We start from the raw sequence: 18099 nt of genomic DNA on the forward strand, positions 1-18099 counted from the left end.
TGTTGAAAATCAACAGGCTGTTAGGGCGTTAGAGATCTTGATAGCAGCGAAGCGTTAACTCTGCCGTTCTATCCCATGTAAGCTCACGGGCATTCTTCACAGCATTCTCTCGAATCTTCAACGACAAGTCACTTGACAATGCCTTTGAAACAGCCGTCGCAATTGATCCCGATGAGCATGGATCAAAATAGATTGCGCTGTCTCCGGCCACCTCTCGAAAGACAGGCAGGTCACTTAGCACCGGAACCGTTCCGCAGTTCTGACTCTCTACAACAGGTAAACCGAAACCTTCGGAAAGACTTGGAAACACAAAACAAGCGGCGCGAGAATAAAGATTTCTCAGCGTGGAGTCATCGACGCGTCCCAAATTCTCTACACGTGACTCAAGTTGCTTGAAACGAAGCAGATTCAACTCATCATCACTAAATGGTGACCCAACAACCTTCAAAGGAAGGTTCCCCGGCCATGCCGTGTGCAACATCGCTTCGAGCAGCATCAGGAAGTTTTTGTACATCCCGCGATTCCCGACGAACAAACAGAATGACTCAGCTTCTTCTACAGAGCGTTCCACAGCCGGCCCAAGGTGCTCCGACCCAAGAGTTGCGACTGTTACGCGCCCCAACAGCCAAGGATAAAACAGACAGACGTCCTTCTTTGTAGACTCGGAGACCGCCAACACATGCTTGGCCTGAACAAAACACTTCACTTTCTCTGAAGTTTGCTCACAAAGAGATGGATCGAAATAGAAGTATTTTTCTGACGTGCAATCGTGCGCCGTTACTACGGATTTTGAATTCCTACGTGGATCAGGTGTATAAAACGTCGAATGCCAGATCGCACCGGCGTAAGCTTTTTCGAGGTGTCGAATTGATCTGCCTCGGGCAATGCGTCGCAAAACAAACTTTCGCGAATTCGAATTTTGCCGATGAAAGCTGCGCCTTACTTCCACGTTTGGAGGAAGTTCTTTGACCGCATCGTTTTCCAGAAGTACGACGTAATTCACGTCTTGAGAATTGCGGCGCATGACTTCATAGAAGACTCTCCAAACCCCATTCTGGTGAGGATTCTCAAATGCAACGCCGTCTACAAGGACAGTTATTTTTGACATGCCGAACTTCCGCCTGGACGATCGGGCTGTTGTGCCTTCGTATTTTTCAACTGCTCAACTGCATTTGCAAAATCAGCAGGTAGAAGACTTTCGCGGCGGTTTGACTGAGTCCGCATACGCTTCCCGCGACGCCAAACTGGTTCAGCTAACAAGCGAAACAAGCTAGATGACGACCGCTCAGCTGGAAACGGATCTATTTCCAGCTTTCTAGCTGACAGGATGTGATTCGCTGTGTTATCAGAGTAAAGGAAGAGATTGAACTCCTCCGCCAACGAGTGCAGTGCTTTCCGGCTATAGAAACTGACGTGCTGGCCTGTTTCAGGCGTAAAATACCACCAGTCACTCTCAGCGTTCAAGGGTTGCTCCGGAACAAGTTCAGTGGAAAAGAGAATGGTGCCCGACACAGAGAGAAGTTGGCGAATTAATTCCCGGGGATTGGGTGCATGCTCAAACACTTCCCACGCAGTCACCAGATCGAACTTCGACAACCCGACGGGCTCCAACGCGTCCAGCTCAAATCCTTTCGCAAAAATGTTCTGGCAGTAGATATCGTAGTGCCGGAAATCAAATCCTTTGTCTCGCATTAATCTCGTGAACAGACCGTATCCCCCGCCAAAATCTAGAAACGTTTTGGCGTCTGGCAGGGCCCGATCGATTAGCCGTTCAGCTGCTTCCGCCTTGTTCACATTGCGACCCGCCAGCCCAAGGTCGAGATCCGTGATTGCAGTGGAATAGGCCTCATCGAGCCAATAAGGTTCATCAGTTTGAATGAACATTGTCTCAAGACACTGCCAATAGGTCACACAATATTTCCCGAGCACTTTCGCATCGAATATCGGCTTAACTGGCCCACCAGTTATTTTGCTTTTGACCGTTTGAGTGCTATCCATCTGAAATCGTCATGTAAAGTTAAGCTGCAGTGTACGTCTATGCGGTCGCTACTCCCGCGATCTTAGCAACACAAATTGGCTCCCTCGCTAAGAAACTTGGCCTGCTTGTTCATGCCAATCACATCGAACATAGACACAACCCACGTCGACATCTTTATAGCGGGAGAAATGATAGCCATCATCGACAATTTCGAAACGAAACACCTCTTTCAAAATCTGCACAATTCGAGAGTTGGGCACACTTGCGGCTAGTTCGACAGTGTAGTGGCCCGGAACAAGCGTCTCAGCTGGGATTGACACTGTCGCTTCGGACAAACCAACTGAAACGGGATGATCGAAACACATGGATCTTTCCGAAGTAAACACCCGATTCCCATTGACACCATATATCGCGACAGCAAGCTCCAAACCGACTATCTCAACTTCCAAAAAATACTCGAACTTGAGATTTACCTTGGATCGAAAACCAATTTTGTCGACGCTGCCATCCGACGAGTCGAGGGAAACAGATCGAAACTTGAGTTCGCTGTCTAACTGCAAGGCGATTAAATCTTTTGGGGATTGATACAACGGAGAACTGTCGTGGTAAAACCTAATTGCATTCTGCGGTGACTCGACAATTGCGAGCGCACCTTGATCGAGGACTACGGCGCGGGTGCAAAGATTTGCCATCGCTCCCATGTTATGACTCACAAACAGCACGGTTTTCCCCGCCCCACTCGAGACACTCTGCATTTTTGCAATGCAACGCTTCTGAAATTCGGCGTCGCCAACAGCGAGCACTTCATCGACAACTAAGATTTCACATTCAAGATGAGCGGCTACCGCAAACCCAAGTCGGACCATCATCCCGCTGCTGTATCGTTTAACCGGGGTATCGATGTATTTTGCACAGCCGCTAAAGTCAATGATTGCGTCAAGCTGCCTCGCTATCTCCGGTCGCTGCATACCCAAAATTGCGCCGTTGAGGTAAATGTTTTCGCGTCCAGTGAGCTCAGGATGAAAACCGGTCCCAACTTCCAACAGACTTGCGATGCGTCCCCTGGCTCTTATCCGCCCAGCGGTCGGCGCAGTGACCCGGGATAGCAATTTTAACAGTGTGCTTTTACCGGCACCGTTGCGACCGATAACCCCCAGTATTTCCCCTTGCTTGACATCAAACGAAATATCCTTGAGCGCCCAGACGTATTCGCCGCCTTTTTGCGCACGGTCGTTGACCGAGCCCACTAACGCAAAAGGGTCAGGCTTGCCACGAAGCTTCGCCCACGCCCGATGCAAGTCGTGCGATAGCGTTCCCGTTCCGACTTCACCGAGTCGGTACTGTTTGGAAACGTTTTCAAAGCGGATGGCAGCTGTCACAATCTGATCAGTACGGATTTAGGTTAGTTGGAGGTGGCAAGCCATTCTGCGGTTCTTCCCGAACTTGGTGAGGGGAGCACGTTTGCTAATCTTACGCTGGGCTATCAGATTCACTGCAATCGCAACGGCGTTTCTTCTCGTCCCAACTCACACTGTGTCCATAAACGTTCGCTCCACCCGATTAAAGATGAGCGTCGAGATCAAAAAAACGCCGATCGAGAAGAGCACGGAATACGCAATGCCCATCGGACTCACACTACCCGATCCCAAAAATCCGTGCCGCGCCGCTTCGAATACCGGGATCAGAGGGTTCCATGCAAACAATGGCTGTAGCTTCTCGGGAATTTGCGAAAAGGGGTAGATCACAGGACTCGCATACATCAAAAGCTGAACACCAAACTGCAGCAAGAATGCCATGTCGCGATACTTGGTCGTCATCGCCGAGAACAACATACCAAGCCCTAAACCGAGTACTGCCATGATCGCAACGAGCAGAGGAAACAGCAAAACGGTCAACTGAAGATGAACCTCGCCACGCCAGTAGTAATAGCCAGCAATGAGCAAGAAGAGGACAAACTGAATTGCGAACCGAAACAGATTGGACAGGACGATCGAAAGCGGGGTAATGATTCTCGGAAAGTAGACTTTGCCGAACAGGCTTGCATTGTCACGAAACACGGTGGCCGTTTTGGTGAAACACTCCGAAAAGTAATTCCAAAAAGCGATGCCGCAGAGGTAGAACAACACCTGCGGTAAGCCATCGGTCGAAAGCCCAGCAATTTGGCCAAACACGAGAACGTAGATGGACGTCGTCAGCAGCGGCTGAATGAAGAACCAAAGCGGCCCCAAAATGGTTTGCTTGTAGAACGAAACAATGTCTCGTCGCACAAAGAGATATAGCAAATCGCGATAACGCCAGACTTCGCCAAGCCGAAGAGACAACAGCGACGCGTGGGGCTCGATATCGAGATCCCATGCTTCATCTTCTTCCGTATCGCTGGGAGCGCAAATGCTATTCATCGCCCGTGATCAACCTGAATATCATCTGCAAGAACATTGGATGTGGTTTTGTCCGTGGCGAAGTAGTTATCGGTGGCGAGAAACAGCAGCACATGCGACTCGGAAAGAGAAGACTGCGCGGACTTCGTCTCCTCGGGTGACACCAACTACGGACTCAAAACGAGCCCCGTCCAAGTTTAGCGAAACCGAGTCCATTCAGGGAAACGACGTCCAAAACATGAACTTTCAGGGCATCACCGACGCATATCAAGCAAACGACGCACTGAAACGGTCAAGCACCTTGCCGCGAAACACGCAAAACATCAGTGCCCGGCTACGAAGTAACGGACGCATCGGTTCATCCATTTCGCTAAGTCGCAACAGCGAGACTCGAGTACGCAAGCGAAAAAAGAACCTCTTTGGGGGGACCGATCGCTTCAAATGAGCCCAGCAGAGCGTATGATAAGGCAGTGGAGCCCGAAGTATTCCCACGTTAACCGCGACGATCATCATTGCACGAGTTTTTTATGGCTACGACAGGGACAACAACCCATCCGATTGTGATGCGTGGATTCGAATGTTCAATCAGCTCTCGCATGCAAACTAGCAAAAACACGGGTCTAGACCGCGGCGTCCCGGGAAAGAGTTTGAAACCGTCTGCCAGCCTGAAAAACAGCTGGAAACTGCGATCTTTTCCCGTGGGGCACATTTCCATTGCCGCCTTGCTGCTCACATCATTCATCGCGAATTCCGCCTACGGGTACACATCGAATGACCCGGTGGTGAAATCGATGATCGACCAGGGAATCAAACGGCTTGAAAAGGACCTCAAAACGGCGACCCACTACCCTGTAGGGGTATTCCATTCTGGTGGTACCGGTGAGCATTCATTAGCTGGCTATGCAATGATGAAACTGACTCACGACCCAGCCAATCCGGTTGTCCAACGCGGCATCCAATCATCACTCCTGTTTGTCCGCAGTATGTCTGGGAGAGATCCAGGCGGTGCAAACAGCAAAACAGTTTACTCCGCTGCGGTAGCAACACTTCTGTTGGCAGAAGTGGACAAAATGAAATACCGCAAAGAACTCAACTCACTCGAATCCTATTTCCGTCGAGTTCAATTCCGAAACGGCGGCTATGGATATGCTGGGACGCAAAAAGGCGACGTGTCTCAAACCCAGTACGCGATTCTGGCGCTCTGGACACTCGACAATGCCGGAATCGTGATCGATTACGACGGCATTGCAAAAACGATGCAGTGGCTGCTGCGAGTTCAGGACATCAGTGGCGCTTGGCCATACCAAGGGATTGACCCGCCCGGTGACGCGAGAATCAGGCAGACAATCGAGGTGGGGTTATCAATGGCGTATGCGGGCGGAAGCGCTTTGTTAATCGCTGCAGACATTCTGCAACTTTGGGATGCCGAATCCGAGGCGTCACTTCTCAAAGGGATGCCTCGTTCTGTTCGCCTGTACGAAGAAGGCATGGAAAACCTCGCCGTCAGACGACCAAAATTCCCAGTTGATAAGGTCCGTGCCTCGATCAAAGACTGCGACGCATATATAGCGAAGCATGGCGACGGTCACGTCGCGTGGCCGTACTACTGTATCTACACAACTGAGAGATACGAAAGCTTTCGCGAGATCGCATTCAATCTTCCCAAAAACGCGCCCGCGAAATGGTACGACGAGGGCGTCGATTTTCTAAAGGGAAAGCAAGCGAATGGAGGTGGTTGGACGGGCACGTCTCAATTCGTCACCGCGAGCACGGCAAGTTCATTTGCGGTCTTGTTTTTGAGTCGCAGCACCCAGCACGCGATTGAGCAGGCTGCCGAAGGCTACTTGACGGGAGGACAAGGACTTCCGGGCGACACTACAAAAATCCGAGTCGAGGGATCGCAGATCAAAGGCGAACCGGTTGCCGAAGCGGTGACGGATCTGCTCGACATGCTCGAAGGGGACGACGCCAACTCGCTGGAAGACAAGTCGTTGCCAGAGAACATGAAACTGGCGACGGACCCGAAGGCTCGACGCGCTCAACTTGATCGGCTCGAAAGGCTGGTTCGAGGTTCATCGTCGTGGCAGGCCCGCCGGGTGGCCGCTCGCCTGCTGGGGCAAAGCGATGAAATTCGCGTCGTCCCTTCTTTGATCTTTGCTTTGGACGACCAGGATACCACCGTTCGGACCTTTGCTCGCGACGGCCTGCGATTCATCAGCCGTAAATTCGAAGGCTTTGGGATGAAAATTGAACCTGGCGAAAAGCAAGACTACGGTGAGGTCCGCCGCGCTCAACGACTGTGGCGTGAGTGGTACCTAACCATGGACCCTGGGTACATTTTCTTGGCTGAGTAGCGAACCCTTCTTGCGAATACCAGCGCACCGATTGGCTCACGATCAATTTGTCGACGGATAGCCGTCGGAAAACGCCACCGAAAGCTGCTGGCTTTGCCCGTCACGGCGGTAAACGCCGGAAGGTCGTCTAGGACAAACGCGCGGACATGCTCGTTCTATCACAGAATAGTTTTCGAACGCTCCCCGCAAGACGCCGTGCTCACTACCCTCGACGCCACCCCCTCGCACGGCCAAACACGCATCCCCCGTCATCAATCCGATGAGCCCGACTTCTTAGATCCTGAAGCCGCAAAATCCCCGCGATTCACAACGCCCCTGCCCTCGGCAGCTACTGAACTAATTTACAATCAATAGCTGGACGGCGCCCACGACGAACCGGTGCTTTCCCGGCGCATGAGCGAGGCAACATCGTTTTTTCCTTCAGGCGTTGGGTTGGTCGAGGAGCGTGACCTAACGGCTTACTAGTAAGTCACGCCTTTTGAACAGATGTTGACGTTGTCCGGTTATCCACATTTTCTTGTTTGGAGTTCCTCAATGCGCACTGATTCCCCCCAGCGCCGACGACACAACGTTCACATTTTCTTCGCCGCGTTTGCGGTCTTTGTTTTCTGCTTGGGATCGGTAGCGACTGCCAATCCGTCGGACCGCAAACCAGTTGCGGCCTTGGATGTACACGGAACGATTCCGCAAGCAAACGCCTTAGCGGAAAGGCTGTACTCCCTCTTCAATGCTGCCGAGCCACTTCGGCTAGAAGGACATGCGTCGGGAGGCGACTACTCCAAATTACCAATTGGCGAGTTGATGCGTGGGACGGGTGAAATATGGAAAGCGCACCGCGATGCCGTTCACTTGAAACTAATGGGTGAACCCGCAGGATATGAAATTGAGCAACGACTGGCTGACCAAAGAAAGGACTATCCCGGTTTTGCATGGCGTTATGGCCAAACGCCTGATGGCCAGAAGATCAAAGCCAAAATGGAGATTAAGCTCCAGAGGGCAATGCCCAAAATTCAAAAATTGGCTGAACGAGCCGCACAGACACTGGCAGCCGGTAATCTCGATGCGTTTGAGTCAATGATGGAAAAAGAGGGAATTCAACTTAAACAGGACCTGTCTATTTTCCATCCAAACGACGCCCCAAAATTCGACTTCTTCTTTAACCTACTTGCTGAGGGAGACGCTCAGATCGCAAGGGCTCGGAGTACGGAGTATGCATTGATCGCCGAGAAAGCAGTAGCCAAGAACCTAGGAACTGCAAATGCGTTCGACGCGTTTGCCTCTGACGTCGTATCGCAGCTTTCGCAATCAGGAACATTCAGGTCGACGGACGGCAAAACCGCAGATGCCGTCGCTGCAATTTCGAAAATAATCCGTGGATGGGAAAATGCGTGCGCGGCATTACTAAGAGCCAATGCCATTCGCGTCGCGTTTGGCATTAGCGCAGATCAAAGCGGCGACGCCGAGATCATTGCACGAATGCAATCGCTCAACGATCGCGCGATCACCACGATTGCGTCCAGCATTGCCGAGGCGTCAAAACACGTCTCCGGCGACCAAGTGCCAACACTGTACCGCGGATTGCTTGCCCCCCTCAGCATTGCACTCAGAAGATCGGGGCCCGGTGCGGTTAAACTCTCGAACGCCTGTGCAGAACCCCTCAGCAATCTGGCAGCTAGAAATCCGGTGTTTGCCAAACAGCTCGACTCGTACCGGATGGCTACACAAGAAACGCTCCGCTGGCGTGAGAGCTTTGCCACAAAGCACGCAAAGCACATTTCAAGCGGCTACCCTTCTTCGGCGACTTTCTTGACAAACTCAAAGGTTCCTTCAGTACTCAACCCCTGGATTAATCGATACATGCCAACCACTGCTTCACAGCTGTTGTTGAAAAAAGTTTCTGATCAAGCCGTGACGCCACTTTCGGCAGGAGGACGTTTGGGTGTCGTTGCGTTCCAGGATCAGCACTACTCACTGATCGCTCTACCACTTCCTGTTGACGAGCAGATCGACGCTTTGAAGGTTTCGCTCCTGGTCAAGGACGAAAGTCCTCCACTAACCTTAGAAGCCGTCGACGCAATCACCTCTGGCAATCGACAAGAATTTCTCTCAGTCGGTGGAGTGATCCGCAACGTGTCTCTCGAACCACTGCTGGTTCGATTCGCAGCCCTTCCGAACAGCGCAAGTATGGTCGTGCCATTAGGCACCATCCCAAGCCTCGGCGACGATAGGCGGCCACCGCTAAAGGCTGCGTGTTGGCGGCTAGATATCCAACCGCACTGGGCACAACACCGGTACTTTGTGGCAAAGGCATCCGCCAACTGACGGCCTAAGCATCTACTGACGTCCTTGCCTCGTATAAACCGCGTTAAGGCTACATCCGGGTGCTGGTGCCTTGGGTGAGGGCCATGAAGGCGGATTCTAGGTCGAGCTCTTCTTCGGCGAAACGGCGGAGGCCGATGCCGTTTTCGATGAGGAGTTTGGGCAGTTCGCTGTAGTCGTCGGTGTCGCTGTTGAGGATCACTCGAACGGCGTCGTCGCCGGGTTGCGTGGACTGGACGAGAGGATGACCGCTGAAAAGGTCGGCGACCTTTTGCATCTGGTCACGTTGACTCGGTTGGATGATCAACACGGTGTGCTCGCGGACCATGCGGATGACCTCGGTAACCTTGGCATTCTGCTTCAGCTCGCCACGGTCGATGATACCCACTTTGTTACATACGTCGGCAAGCTCGGGCAAAATGTGACTGCTGACGATGACGGTTTTTCCCATTTCGCCAAGACGACGCAGCAGGTTTCTCATCTCGATCCGTGCACGCGGGTCGAGTCCCGACAACGGTTCGTCAAGCAACAAGACTTGCGGATCATGCAACAGAGTCCGGGCCAGTCCGAGACGCTGTGTTTGTCCCCGAGACAGCGTATTGGCAAACGCATCCCGCTTGAAATCGAGATCGACGATGTCGAGCATTTCGTTAACGCGTTTGCGCCGGTCGGCACCACCGATCCGATACGCGGCGGCAAAGAATTCGAGATACTCGACGACGGTCATGTCGTCGTACACGCCAAAAAAGTCGGGCATGTAACCGACTAACCGACGGATTTCTTTGGGTTGCGTGTGAACACTGTGGTTGCACACGTAAGCTTCCCCCCAACTCGGTTCCAGCAACGTCGCGATGATCCGCATCGTCGTCGTTTTCCCCGCCCCGTTGGGGCCGATGAACCCAAATAGATCACCCGCATCGAGGTTCAAGTCGATCGATTTGATGGCGAACGCATCGCCATACTTCTTGGTCAAGTCAACGGTTTTGATCACGACGATTACAGAAAAAAGGAAGCCGAAGAAACAAAAGGGGACACCAAAATCACAAACCATCCAAACCGCGAGCGACAACCGCAATCAATCCGCACAACGTGACCGCTCAACGTCGCACCTCTTTGACTGGCAGAATGACGCGAACCCATGATTGAGATTCACCTTGAGGGGTAATAAACGAATCCGTCGACGCCGCCCCCTCCGTACGCGCTGAGTTTTCGCGTCTTGTCACGCTCACATCCATCGTCAACCAAGGCTCTGCACACCGACCGACCAAAATACATTGTTCCTTGGTCAGCAGGTCGGTTAGATCCAGATCACCGAGAATTTCGTTTTGCAAACCGGTGTAGTCGACCCCACCGACGACTTCGTGAAACATCAACATTTCGGCGAGTCGCTCGGGCTGGTCACTGCGAGTCACGTCCCAGGCTTCGGTTTGAGAAGAGCTTTCGAGTGCCCGCTGCCGCGACAATTGCCAACGGAAATTCTTTTGCCGCAGCTGATCGACCTCTTTGACCGTTGCCTCGGCGGGGAATCGGGTCGGCAACAGATAAACAATGTTTTGGTAGATCAACATCGCATCGAGCAGATCCACGTCGAGCGGATTGACGAGGCTGCCTTGCAACGAATCTGAGTTGCGCCGCCGATTCAATGGCAAGGCATCGACCGCGGATTGGAATTGCATCCTGGCGGCGATCGACTTGCTGCTGCGTGGGGCCAATTCGAGAAACTCGATGCGGCTGGTCAAAGGCACCCCACCCGTATCCGACGCGTCCTGCGAATTTGAAGTCAAACGAGAAACCGGGACGCGTAGTGGATCGCTCCATCCGTCGATTTGAATGCCCCCCATGGAGCGACCGGGGGCACCGAAAGGGCTGAGCACCTGATATTCGACATCACGGGAAATCGCACGCAGCGCCGGACTCGGACTCGCCTGCACATTGACGGTTTGCGCGGGATGCGAATACAAATATGACCAACGAAACAATCGCCCCGACTGCGTGTTGCTGTCGATATCAAGCAACTCAATTGCGTTGGCTCGCAACAAACTGTCCTTGCCGGTCGGATTCGATGTCGAAGCCCCGGCCTCTGATTTGGCGGTGGTGCTCGAAAGTGACCGCGGATTCGCTGCGATCACCAGGGCCACCGACAGCACAACAGCGACCACCGGAAACGTCGCCCAACCGAGCAACGGATTGCCCAAGTAACGCCGAACGAATAGGTAATCCAGCGGTGCCACCAGGGCAATCAGTGTGGCAATGATCAATGCGATGATCGAGAAACTCACGTTTCGCTTCGTTGAAAAACGATCCAACGTCCGGCGGACTTGGCCCGACAGGTCGGAGTACCCACCTAAGCGAAAACTGCTGCCGACTTCCGCTCGCTCTTGAGTCAACAGCTCACCCGTCAACTTGGTGACCAAGTCAAGACGCTCGGGCCATTGGATGAAAGGGGCGGAATCGAGGTCCGCCGAAACGATCGTGATTCTGCCCATGCCAGCGGTGTAGCGAACGGCCAACGGAAGCCCGATCCGACGCGATGTCCGCCCCGCGATCAATGCTTCGCCGACACTCGATAACGTCACGCCACCGGCTCCGATCGTTTTGGGTAATTGCCAACCATCAAACGCGCTCAACCGCGTTTGACTATTGGCAAACGTTTCCAAACCGGAGGGATCCATTCGGGTCACGGATGAAGACCCCACGCCTGGGGGCAACAATTCGACCAACCACTGCGACGCATCGAGCGTCCTGGGAGCGTTCCCGCCCAGGGTGACAAACAGCTCACCGCCGCTGCGAACCCAATCCGCGATCGCCGCACCTTGGGCGGTGCTTAGTTGCTCCAACACGTCCCCGCCGGAACCTGTGATCATGATCATGTCGACGCCGGAGAGCCCAAGCACATGATCGGGAACACTCTCGGCCGCAGTCACGCGCGTGACGGCAACGGACGCATCCCGGTCGAGCAGCTCGTTAGCACCAATCTTTTCGATCCCCAACGGATCGCCGAAGACCACGATCCAGGGCATCTCTACCGGGATCATCGCGGGACCTTCGGCAGGCGTACCGATCTCGGGGAACCGGGTCTTCAACGCCGCGCCGCCTGCCGCGCCATCAGCTTGGTTAGCTGGTGCCTTCGAGGCGCTGCGAATGATCAGCGGTGCCGCTTCCGTGCCGGGGATGCAGTAACCAAAAACGGTATTCTTGCCGCTTGCGGTGGTGCTTTCCTTCGATGCGTCCTTCAGAAAATCCTGTTCGTAGAAAACCGGAACGCCATCCCCATCGGTTGTTTCGAGTACGGCGTCGGGGACCATTTCAAAACGAACGGCAGTCCATTGTCCCGCACGGTAGTGGCCCTTGATGCCGACAAAATCAACGGCTGGCATCGACGCGGGGGCGTCTTGAGCGGTAGCGGTGCCGATCAGCGAACAGAACGCTGCAACGAAGAGAAGCACAACAATCATGGTTTTTCATCCAAACTGCATTCGCACTCGAAGCGGTGGCAACCAGGACATCCCTGGCCATATTTGGCAGACAGGGCTTCGGCCAAATTCACGTCGGCGACGTTCGCGATGGTGAACAACCATGCGATCACGTCGGCAAACTCTTCTTTGAGATTCTCGCGATCATTGCCACGCAAAGCCGAGGCTAACTCCCCGACCTCCTCCATCAACCACATAAACGTACCGTCGACCCCGCGTGCGACGTCTTTGTCGTAATACATCCGACGAATGTGTTGTTGCAGATCTTCAATGGAAAGATCACTGGCGGGAGTGGGCATGATAAAATCGGTGAAAAAGACGATGTGTCGGAGCGGCTGAGGCCCCACCTGAGTCGGAAAATTGCATAAAATCCCGGCCTCGGCACTGACAGCTGATGGGCCTCGGCGGGATCACGCTTTATCCTTCACGGCGGAACGCGTGCCAGAACAGTCTAACGTCGTATTTCGTTGGAGGGAGACGGCACCTGGCGAACGGCCAGTCGCCAGACGTTCACTCGAGCTCTTTTGTTCGCCCGAATCGGCCTTTTGCCTTGGACTTTCCTCATTCATGCCCGAGTCTTCACTGAATCGCTACCCGTTTTATTGCCCAAGGTTTTGGCATGGGATGCGACCGTCGGCGTGGTGGCGTTTGTTGCGTGGCGGCGGGTTTGCGATTAGCCCGTCGAGGCTGCCGCTGGCCGTGTCGGTTTCGATCGCAACGCCCTTCAATACGCTCTTGATGGGCCTGCAAAACGTCCTCTATCGCCGCCGGATTCGCGAGGCCGAACTACACGGCCCCCCCGTTTTCATCATCGGACACTGGCGGAGCGGCACGACGCTGCTGCACGAATTGATGGTTCGCGACGAACGGTTCAGCAGCCCGTCGACGTTCCAGTGTTTCGCGCCGTCACATTTCTTGCTAACGGAATGGTTCTTTCGCCGGTTCGCCAAATGGCTGCTGCCGGGCAAGCGACCGATGGACAACATGGACACCGGATGGGACCGCCCACAAGAAGACGAGTTTGCGCTCGTCAATCTCGGTTTGCCCTCACCTTATCGCCGCATTGCATTCCCACGAGGCGGCCCGGTCGACATGGAATACCTCGATTTCGAAGGTGTGGACAAACCGGCACGCGAGCATTGGATTGCCACGATGCAGGCTTTTCTGCATCGGGTCAGCGCCTCGACCACGCGTCCGCTCGTGATCAAGAGCCCCACGCACACGGGACGAATCGGACACCTCGCGGCCGCGTTCCCTCAAGCAAGATTCATTCATATCACCCGAGACCCGCGAGCCGTGTTCCCCAGCACTTGCCGGTTGTGGCGAAGCCTCGACGAAGTGCAAGGCCTGCAAGCCCCGAAATCGGACACATCGGATGACGGCATCGAAGAATACGTGCTCGATTGTTTCGAACGAATGTATCAAGCGTTTCATCAACAACGCAAACAGATCGACCAGCATCACCTGATTGATATCCGGTACGAAGATCTGATCGCGGATCCTGTCGGAACGCTGCAAAAAATCTACGATTCTCTGCGGCTCGCCGATTTCGAAACGGTTCGCGAAGACATCCAAACGTGGACTGAAACGGAACACCAAAGCTATCAAACCAATGCCCACCAATTATCCTCGTCTCAAGAGCAACGGCTTCGGGAACGATGGGGCGATTATTTTGAGCGGTACGGTTACTAAACCGCCCCCACGATATCCGCGCAGCCCGCTCGCAGCGATTTAAGCCCCACTCCCATTCCCGCCTTCGATGTGTGCCATGTCCTCTCGCGATACCCACTCATCCCAAATGATCTCTCGCCCCGCACTCTTGATTGCGTTGATGATTGTCATTGTCGGATGTTCGTCAAAATCGACCTCGCCCAAAACAGACGCCAAAGCGGACGCCAGTCCCTCCGATTCGATCGCCACAAACGACACGGAAACGAAAGCCGAAGCCGAGACGCCGTTCGTATTTGAGGCGCAAGCGTACGAAGCGAGCGCCGAACAATTACTCGCCGCCCGATTACCGATCGAACAAACCACTCAAGGATGGGTTCGGCTGTTCGACGGACACACGATGTTTGGATGGATCATCGCGGGCGAAGCGAACTGGCGTATCGAGGACGGCGCCCTGGTCGCCGATCGCGGAAAAGAATGCCTGCTAACCACGTCCACACGATGGTCGGACTACGAACTCGAACTCGAATTTCAAAGCGAAGCCGCCACTAACTCGGGCATCTTCCTCCGCACGAGCATCGACCCGAAAGATCCCGCGACCGATTGCATTGAGGTCAACATCGCTCCAGATGACAATCCGTTCCCGACCGGCGGGATCGTCAAGCGAAAGAAGGGCGAAGCGTTCACCGGCGATCCCAACGAATGGCACACCATCAACATGGTTTGTGATCACGAAACCGTGCGAGTAAAAATTGACGATGACTTGATGTGCGAAATCAACGATGCCAAGTCGCCACGGATCGGATACATCGGCCTGCAATTCCGTTCCGGAAAAGTGAGTTTTCGCAACATTCGCGTCCGCCCGCTTGAACTCGAGGACATGGTCGACACGGAACTCACCCGGTGGACGCGATACGATGACATGCCAGGCGAAATTAATATCAACGACGAGAACCACCTCGTCGTTGACGGCGGGAAACAACAGCTCGAATCGAAAGAAACGTTCGGTGACTTCACGCTGCTGGCCGACTACAAGATGGACGATCCCAAATCCAACTCAGGCATCTTTTTCCGCTCGATTCCCGGCGACGTGATGATGGGATACGAGTGCCAAGTCAACAACGAAATCGTGAACGACAATCCGTTGCAGCCTGCCGATTGCGGGGCGGGCGGAATTTTCAAACGGCAAGACGCTCGCATCGTGGCGGGTGAACCTGGACGCTGGAACTCGATCCTGCTATCGGCCGACGGATCGCACTTCGCCACATGGGTAAACGGGCTCCAAGTGACCGACGTTTATGACGATCGGAAAGTGGACGAGAACCCTCGCCGAGGACTGCGTCTCGATCCCGGAACGCTGATCATCCAAGGCCACGACGAAACCACCAAAGCAACCTACCGCAAGATCGCGATCAAACCGTTATTCGATCCTGCGGACAGCGTACAAGAAACCGAGTAAAGCCATGACGCAAGGTCCTTCTCGCCGTCAGATTCTCGGCGCCGCCACTGCCACCGGTTTGCTCAGCGGCATGCATCACGGCCGATCGGCTTTTGCAGCCGAGACACACGCCGGCAGATCGTCTGCCGAATCGAGCAACGATCCCACGTCTCGTGCATCGATATCAATGCCGAAAATTTCGCTCAACACGAGTACCATCCGGGGACATCAATTATCTGTTCCCGAACAAATTCGGGTCACCGCCGACGCGGGTTACGACGCGATCGAACCGTGGATCAAAGACCTTCGCGGCTTTGTCGATAGCGGTGGAAAACTCTCGGATCTAAAAAGGCAGCTCGATGATTCCGGTATCGGAATCGCCGGCGCGATCGGGTTCGCCAAATGGATCGTCAACGATGCCCAGGAACGTCAAGCGGGACTCGATGAAGCCCGGCGGGACATGGAGATGGTCCGCGAACTCGGCGGGGTAGTTATGGCGGCGCCACCGATCGGCGCCCACAACGAAACCGCCCTGCGGGACTCGGGACCGATTGAATTGGAAGTGATTGCCGAACGCTACCGAGCATTGCTCGAAATCGGGGATGAAGTGGGTGTCACACCGCTGCTCGAGTTATGGGGTTTCTCCCCCACGCTCAGCCGACTCGGCGAGTTGGCCTATGTGTCGACGGCGGCAGCACACCCCAGCGCCGCGGTATTGCCTGATTTTTATCACATCTATAAAGGCGGCAACTCGATGACATCGCTCGCGATGATCGAAGCGTCGCGGATGCCTCTCTTTCACATCAACGACTATCCGGACCAACCGCCGCCGGCCACGATCGCCGATAAAGATCGGGTATTCCCAGGCGACGGAGTCTGCCCGCTCGTCGATACGATCACGATGCTATTGAACAACGGATTTGCGGGAACCTTTTCGCTCGAATTATTCAACCCCGAATATTGGAAGCGGCCAGTCGGCGAAGTCACCCAAGAAGGTTTTACAAAATCAAAAGCCGTGATCGAACAGGCCGTCGTCAAGGCAACCGCAAACTCGCGATCGTAAACGGTATCTGTTGTTGCTCGGTCTGGTAATGCGACCGGACAATATCCATGTCGATTTCGGCTCGCCAGCGAGCCTCCTCGATGGTCAGCGAGCGGAGTTCCTTGAGTGGCCTCTTATACAAATCGACTGCACCGGTTTTTTGACCACACTCGACGCCGAGATCAAACGCAGACTGTAGAAATCCTGGAATGCGATAGGGTTCCGGATAAACGTGTGCCATTAAAAACTTGAACACATGGTACTGGATCCGACTGATTTTTTTCGCCGTTCCCATCGCGAACCCGAGCACGAAGGCTTCGTCCTGGTCTTGCAAGCCGCGTCCCAACAGCACATGCAGCACATCATGATCGTGCAAATCGATGGCGCCCCGAAATCGGATCGGACTGGTGGGATTTTCGAACAACCGGACGATCCAAGGGATTGCGGTCGCGGGCGCCGCGGGCATCGAACGGATCACTTCATCGACGGTCCGCTGATCGTCATCCACGCCGGGATACCACGCCAACCACAGGTCGGTATCAGTGTAAGAATCACGTGAGCGGCCGTGCTCGTCGAACAGCCATGCACTGGTATCGAATAGGCTCAAAATCGATTCGGGACGAGGATGATTCGTTGCCGTGATCACGGCCGCTGAGGCAACCCGATTGAGACAATCCAACACGATGCCTTCGGCATCGAGAGTTAACGCAGGATCGGAATCAACCGGCGTCTGGTAACGGGCGAACGCGTCGGTGATTTCCTGAACGGCTTCACGTGACCACTGCCGCAGCGTTTTCTGGTTGTTCGCTCGATAGTCCGATTTGAGCAAGCCGGCATGGTTGGCGGCGCGAATAATAGCGAGCGTCCACGCGACCTCGGCCCGCTCCGCCGTCGCCCGTCCGGAACCTCCCCGAGGCGAGTCAGATCCCTCAACCGGTTCACCAGAAACGGCAATCACACACTGCCATGCGTCATTCACGTTTTCGATCTGTTGCGAAATCACATGCAACGGTTTGCGACAAATCTGCGAGATGACAGCAACGATTGCCGCGACCTCGGTTTCGCCGCTGGCGACGAGCAACGTGCCGCCGCACGAATCCGGTTCGACGTCGCGATCGGTTTCGATTGATTGGGAACTGAGTTTTTTAATTCGCAAACTGCACTGGACGGGCCCGGGCGGTGATTTCGCGATCGTCACGTCGCGTACCTCCACCATCGCGACACGCAGGGGCAGAGCTCGTGCTTGCAGAGGATCGACGGACATGGATTACCTCGGGGACGAATTCGATCAGCCGATTCACACCATCGATGTTGCCTGCTGCATCGATACAGCAACCACATCGAGACCGGGAGAACGTCTTCCGCCATTATACGCTCCCCACGAAACGGCCATTGAGCGAAATGCCCATTGGGAATCGAGACGAGCGGGCAATCCGTGGGAGTCCGCCT

The 18099-nt window shown here is 54.3% G+C and carries 13 protein-coding genes; 5 read left to right on the forward strand and 8 right to left on the reverse strand.

Features of this window, described 5'->3' with window-relative positions:
• Positions 1–28: 28 nt before the first annotated feature.
• The 4 genes from NB063_RS12940 to NB063_RS12955 form a co-directional block, all read right to left on the reverse strand.
• Positions 29–1108, reverse strand: a complete 1080-nt coding sequence (locus NB063_RS12940) for a glycosyltransferase family 4 protein (RefSeq protein ID WP_250929152.1) — start codon at positions 1106–1108, stop codon at positions 29–31.
• Complete coding sequence (locus tag NB063_RS12945; protein WP_250929153.1) at positions 1096–1998, reverse strand: class I SAM-dependent methyltransferase; 903 nt, start codon at positions 1996–1998, stop codon at positions 1096–1098. The genes NB063_RS12940 and NB063_RS12945 overlap by 13 nt, the downstream gene beginning before the upstream one ends.
• Before the next feature lie 87 nt (positions 1999–2085).
• Positions 2086–3357: an ABC transporter ATP-binding protein gene (locus NB063_RS12950; protein ID WP_250929154.1), complete on the reverse strand. Its 1272-nt coding sequence runs from the start codon at positions 3355–3357 to the stop codon at positions 2086–2088.
• 147 nt (positions 3358–3504) lie between these two features.
• Positions 3505–4377 carry an ABC transporter permease gene (locus NB063_RS12955; protein ID WP_250929155.1) on the reverse strand — a complete coding sequence of 291 codons (873 nt, stop codon included), beginning with the start codon at positions 4375–4377 and terminating at the stop codon, positions 3505–3507.
• Between the two features lie 677 nt (positions 4378–5054).
• Here NB063_RS12955 and NB063_RS12960 point away from each other — a divergent pair.
• Entirely contained in the window at positions 5055–6710 is a 1656-nt protein-coding gene (locus NB063_RS12960; RefSeq protein WP_250929156.1) for a hypothetical protein, read from the forward strand.
• Positions 6711–7244: 534 nt separating this feature from the next.
• Positions 7245–9032: a hypothetical protein gene (locus NB063_RS12965; protein WP_250929157.1), complete on the forward strand. Its 1788-nt coding sequence runs from the start codon at positions 7245–7247 to the stop codon at positions 9030–9032.
• 49 nt (positions 9033–9081) lie between these two features.
• Here the strand turns inward: NB063_RS12965 and NB063_RS12970 are convergent, their stop codons facing one another.
• From NB063_RS12970 to NB063_RS12980, 3 genes are all read right to left on the reverse strand, one after another.
• Positions 9082–10020: an ABC transporter ATP-binding protein gene (locus NB063_RS12970; RefSeq protein WP_250929158.1), complete on the reverse strand. Its 939-nt coding sequence runs from the start codon at positions 10018–10020 to the stop codon at positions 9082–9084.
• A gap of 106 nt (positions 10021–10126) precedes the next feature.
• Positions 10127–12484, reverse strand: a complete 2358-nt coding sequence (locus NB063_RS12975; RefSeq protein ID WP_250929159.1) for a hypothetical protein — start codon at positions 12482–12484, stop codon at positions 10127–10129.
• Positions 12481–12801 carry a MazG nucleotide pyrophosphohydrolase domain-containing protein gene (locus NB063_RS12980; protein ID WP_250929160.1) on the reverse strand — a complete coding sequence of 107 codons (321 nt, stop codon included), beginning with the start codon at positions 12799–12801 and terminating at the stop codon, positions 12481–12483. The genes NB063_RS12975 and NB063_RS12980 overlap by 4 nt, the downstream gene beginning before the upstream one ends.
• 268 nt (positions 12802–13069) lie before the next feature.
• Between NB063_RS12980 and NB063_RS12985 the strand changes: the two genes are divergently transcribed.
• The 3 genes from NB063_RS12985 (at position 13070) to NB063_RS12995 (ending at position 16671) form a co-directional block, all read left to right on the forward strand.
• On the forward strand, positions 13070–14194 hold the full coding sequence (locus tag NB063_RS12985; RefSeq protein WP_250929161.1) for a sulfotransferase family protein: 1125 nt from the start codon (positions 13070–13072) through the stop codon (positions 14192–14194).
• 106 nt (positions 14195–14300) lie between these two features.
• A complete protein-coding gene (locus NB063_RS12990; protein WP_250929162.1) occupies positions 14301–15629 on the forward strand; it encodes a 3-keto-disaccharide hydrolase in 1329 nt (442 codons plus the stop codon).
• A gap of 4 nt (positions 15630–15633) precedes the next feature.
• On the forward strand, positions 15634–16671 hold the full coding sequence (locus tag NB063_RS12995) for a sugar phosphate isomerase/epimerase family protein (RefSeq protein ID WP_250929163.1): 1038 nt from the start codon (positions 15634–15636) through the stop codon (positions 16669–16671).
• Here NB063_RS12995 and NB063_RS13000 read toward each other — a convergent pair.
• Entirely contained in the window at positions 16643–17914 is a 1272-nt protein-coding gene (locus NB063_RS13000; protein ID WP_250929164.1) for a hypothetical protein, read from the reverse strand. The genes NB063_RS12995 and NB063_RS13000 overlap by 29 nt on opposite strands.
• Between the last annotated feature and the right edge of the window lie 185 nt (positions 17915–18099).

It is taken from the genome of Aporhodopirellula aestuarii (genome assembly GCF_023701485.1).
Classification (GTDB): Bacteria; Planctomycetota; Planctomycetia; order Pirellulales; family Pirellulaceae; genus Rhodopirellula; species Rhodopirellula aestuarii.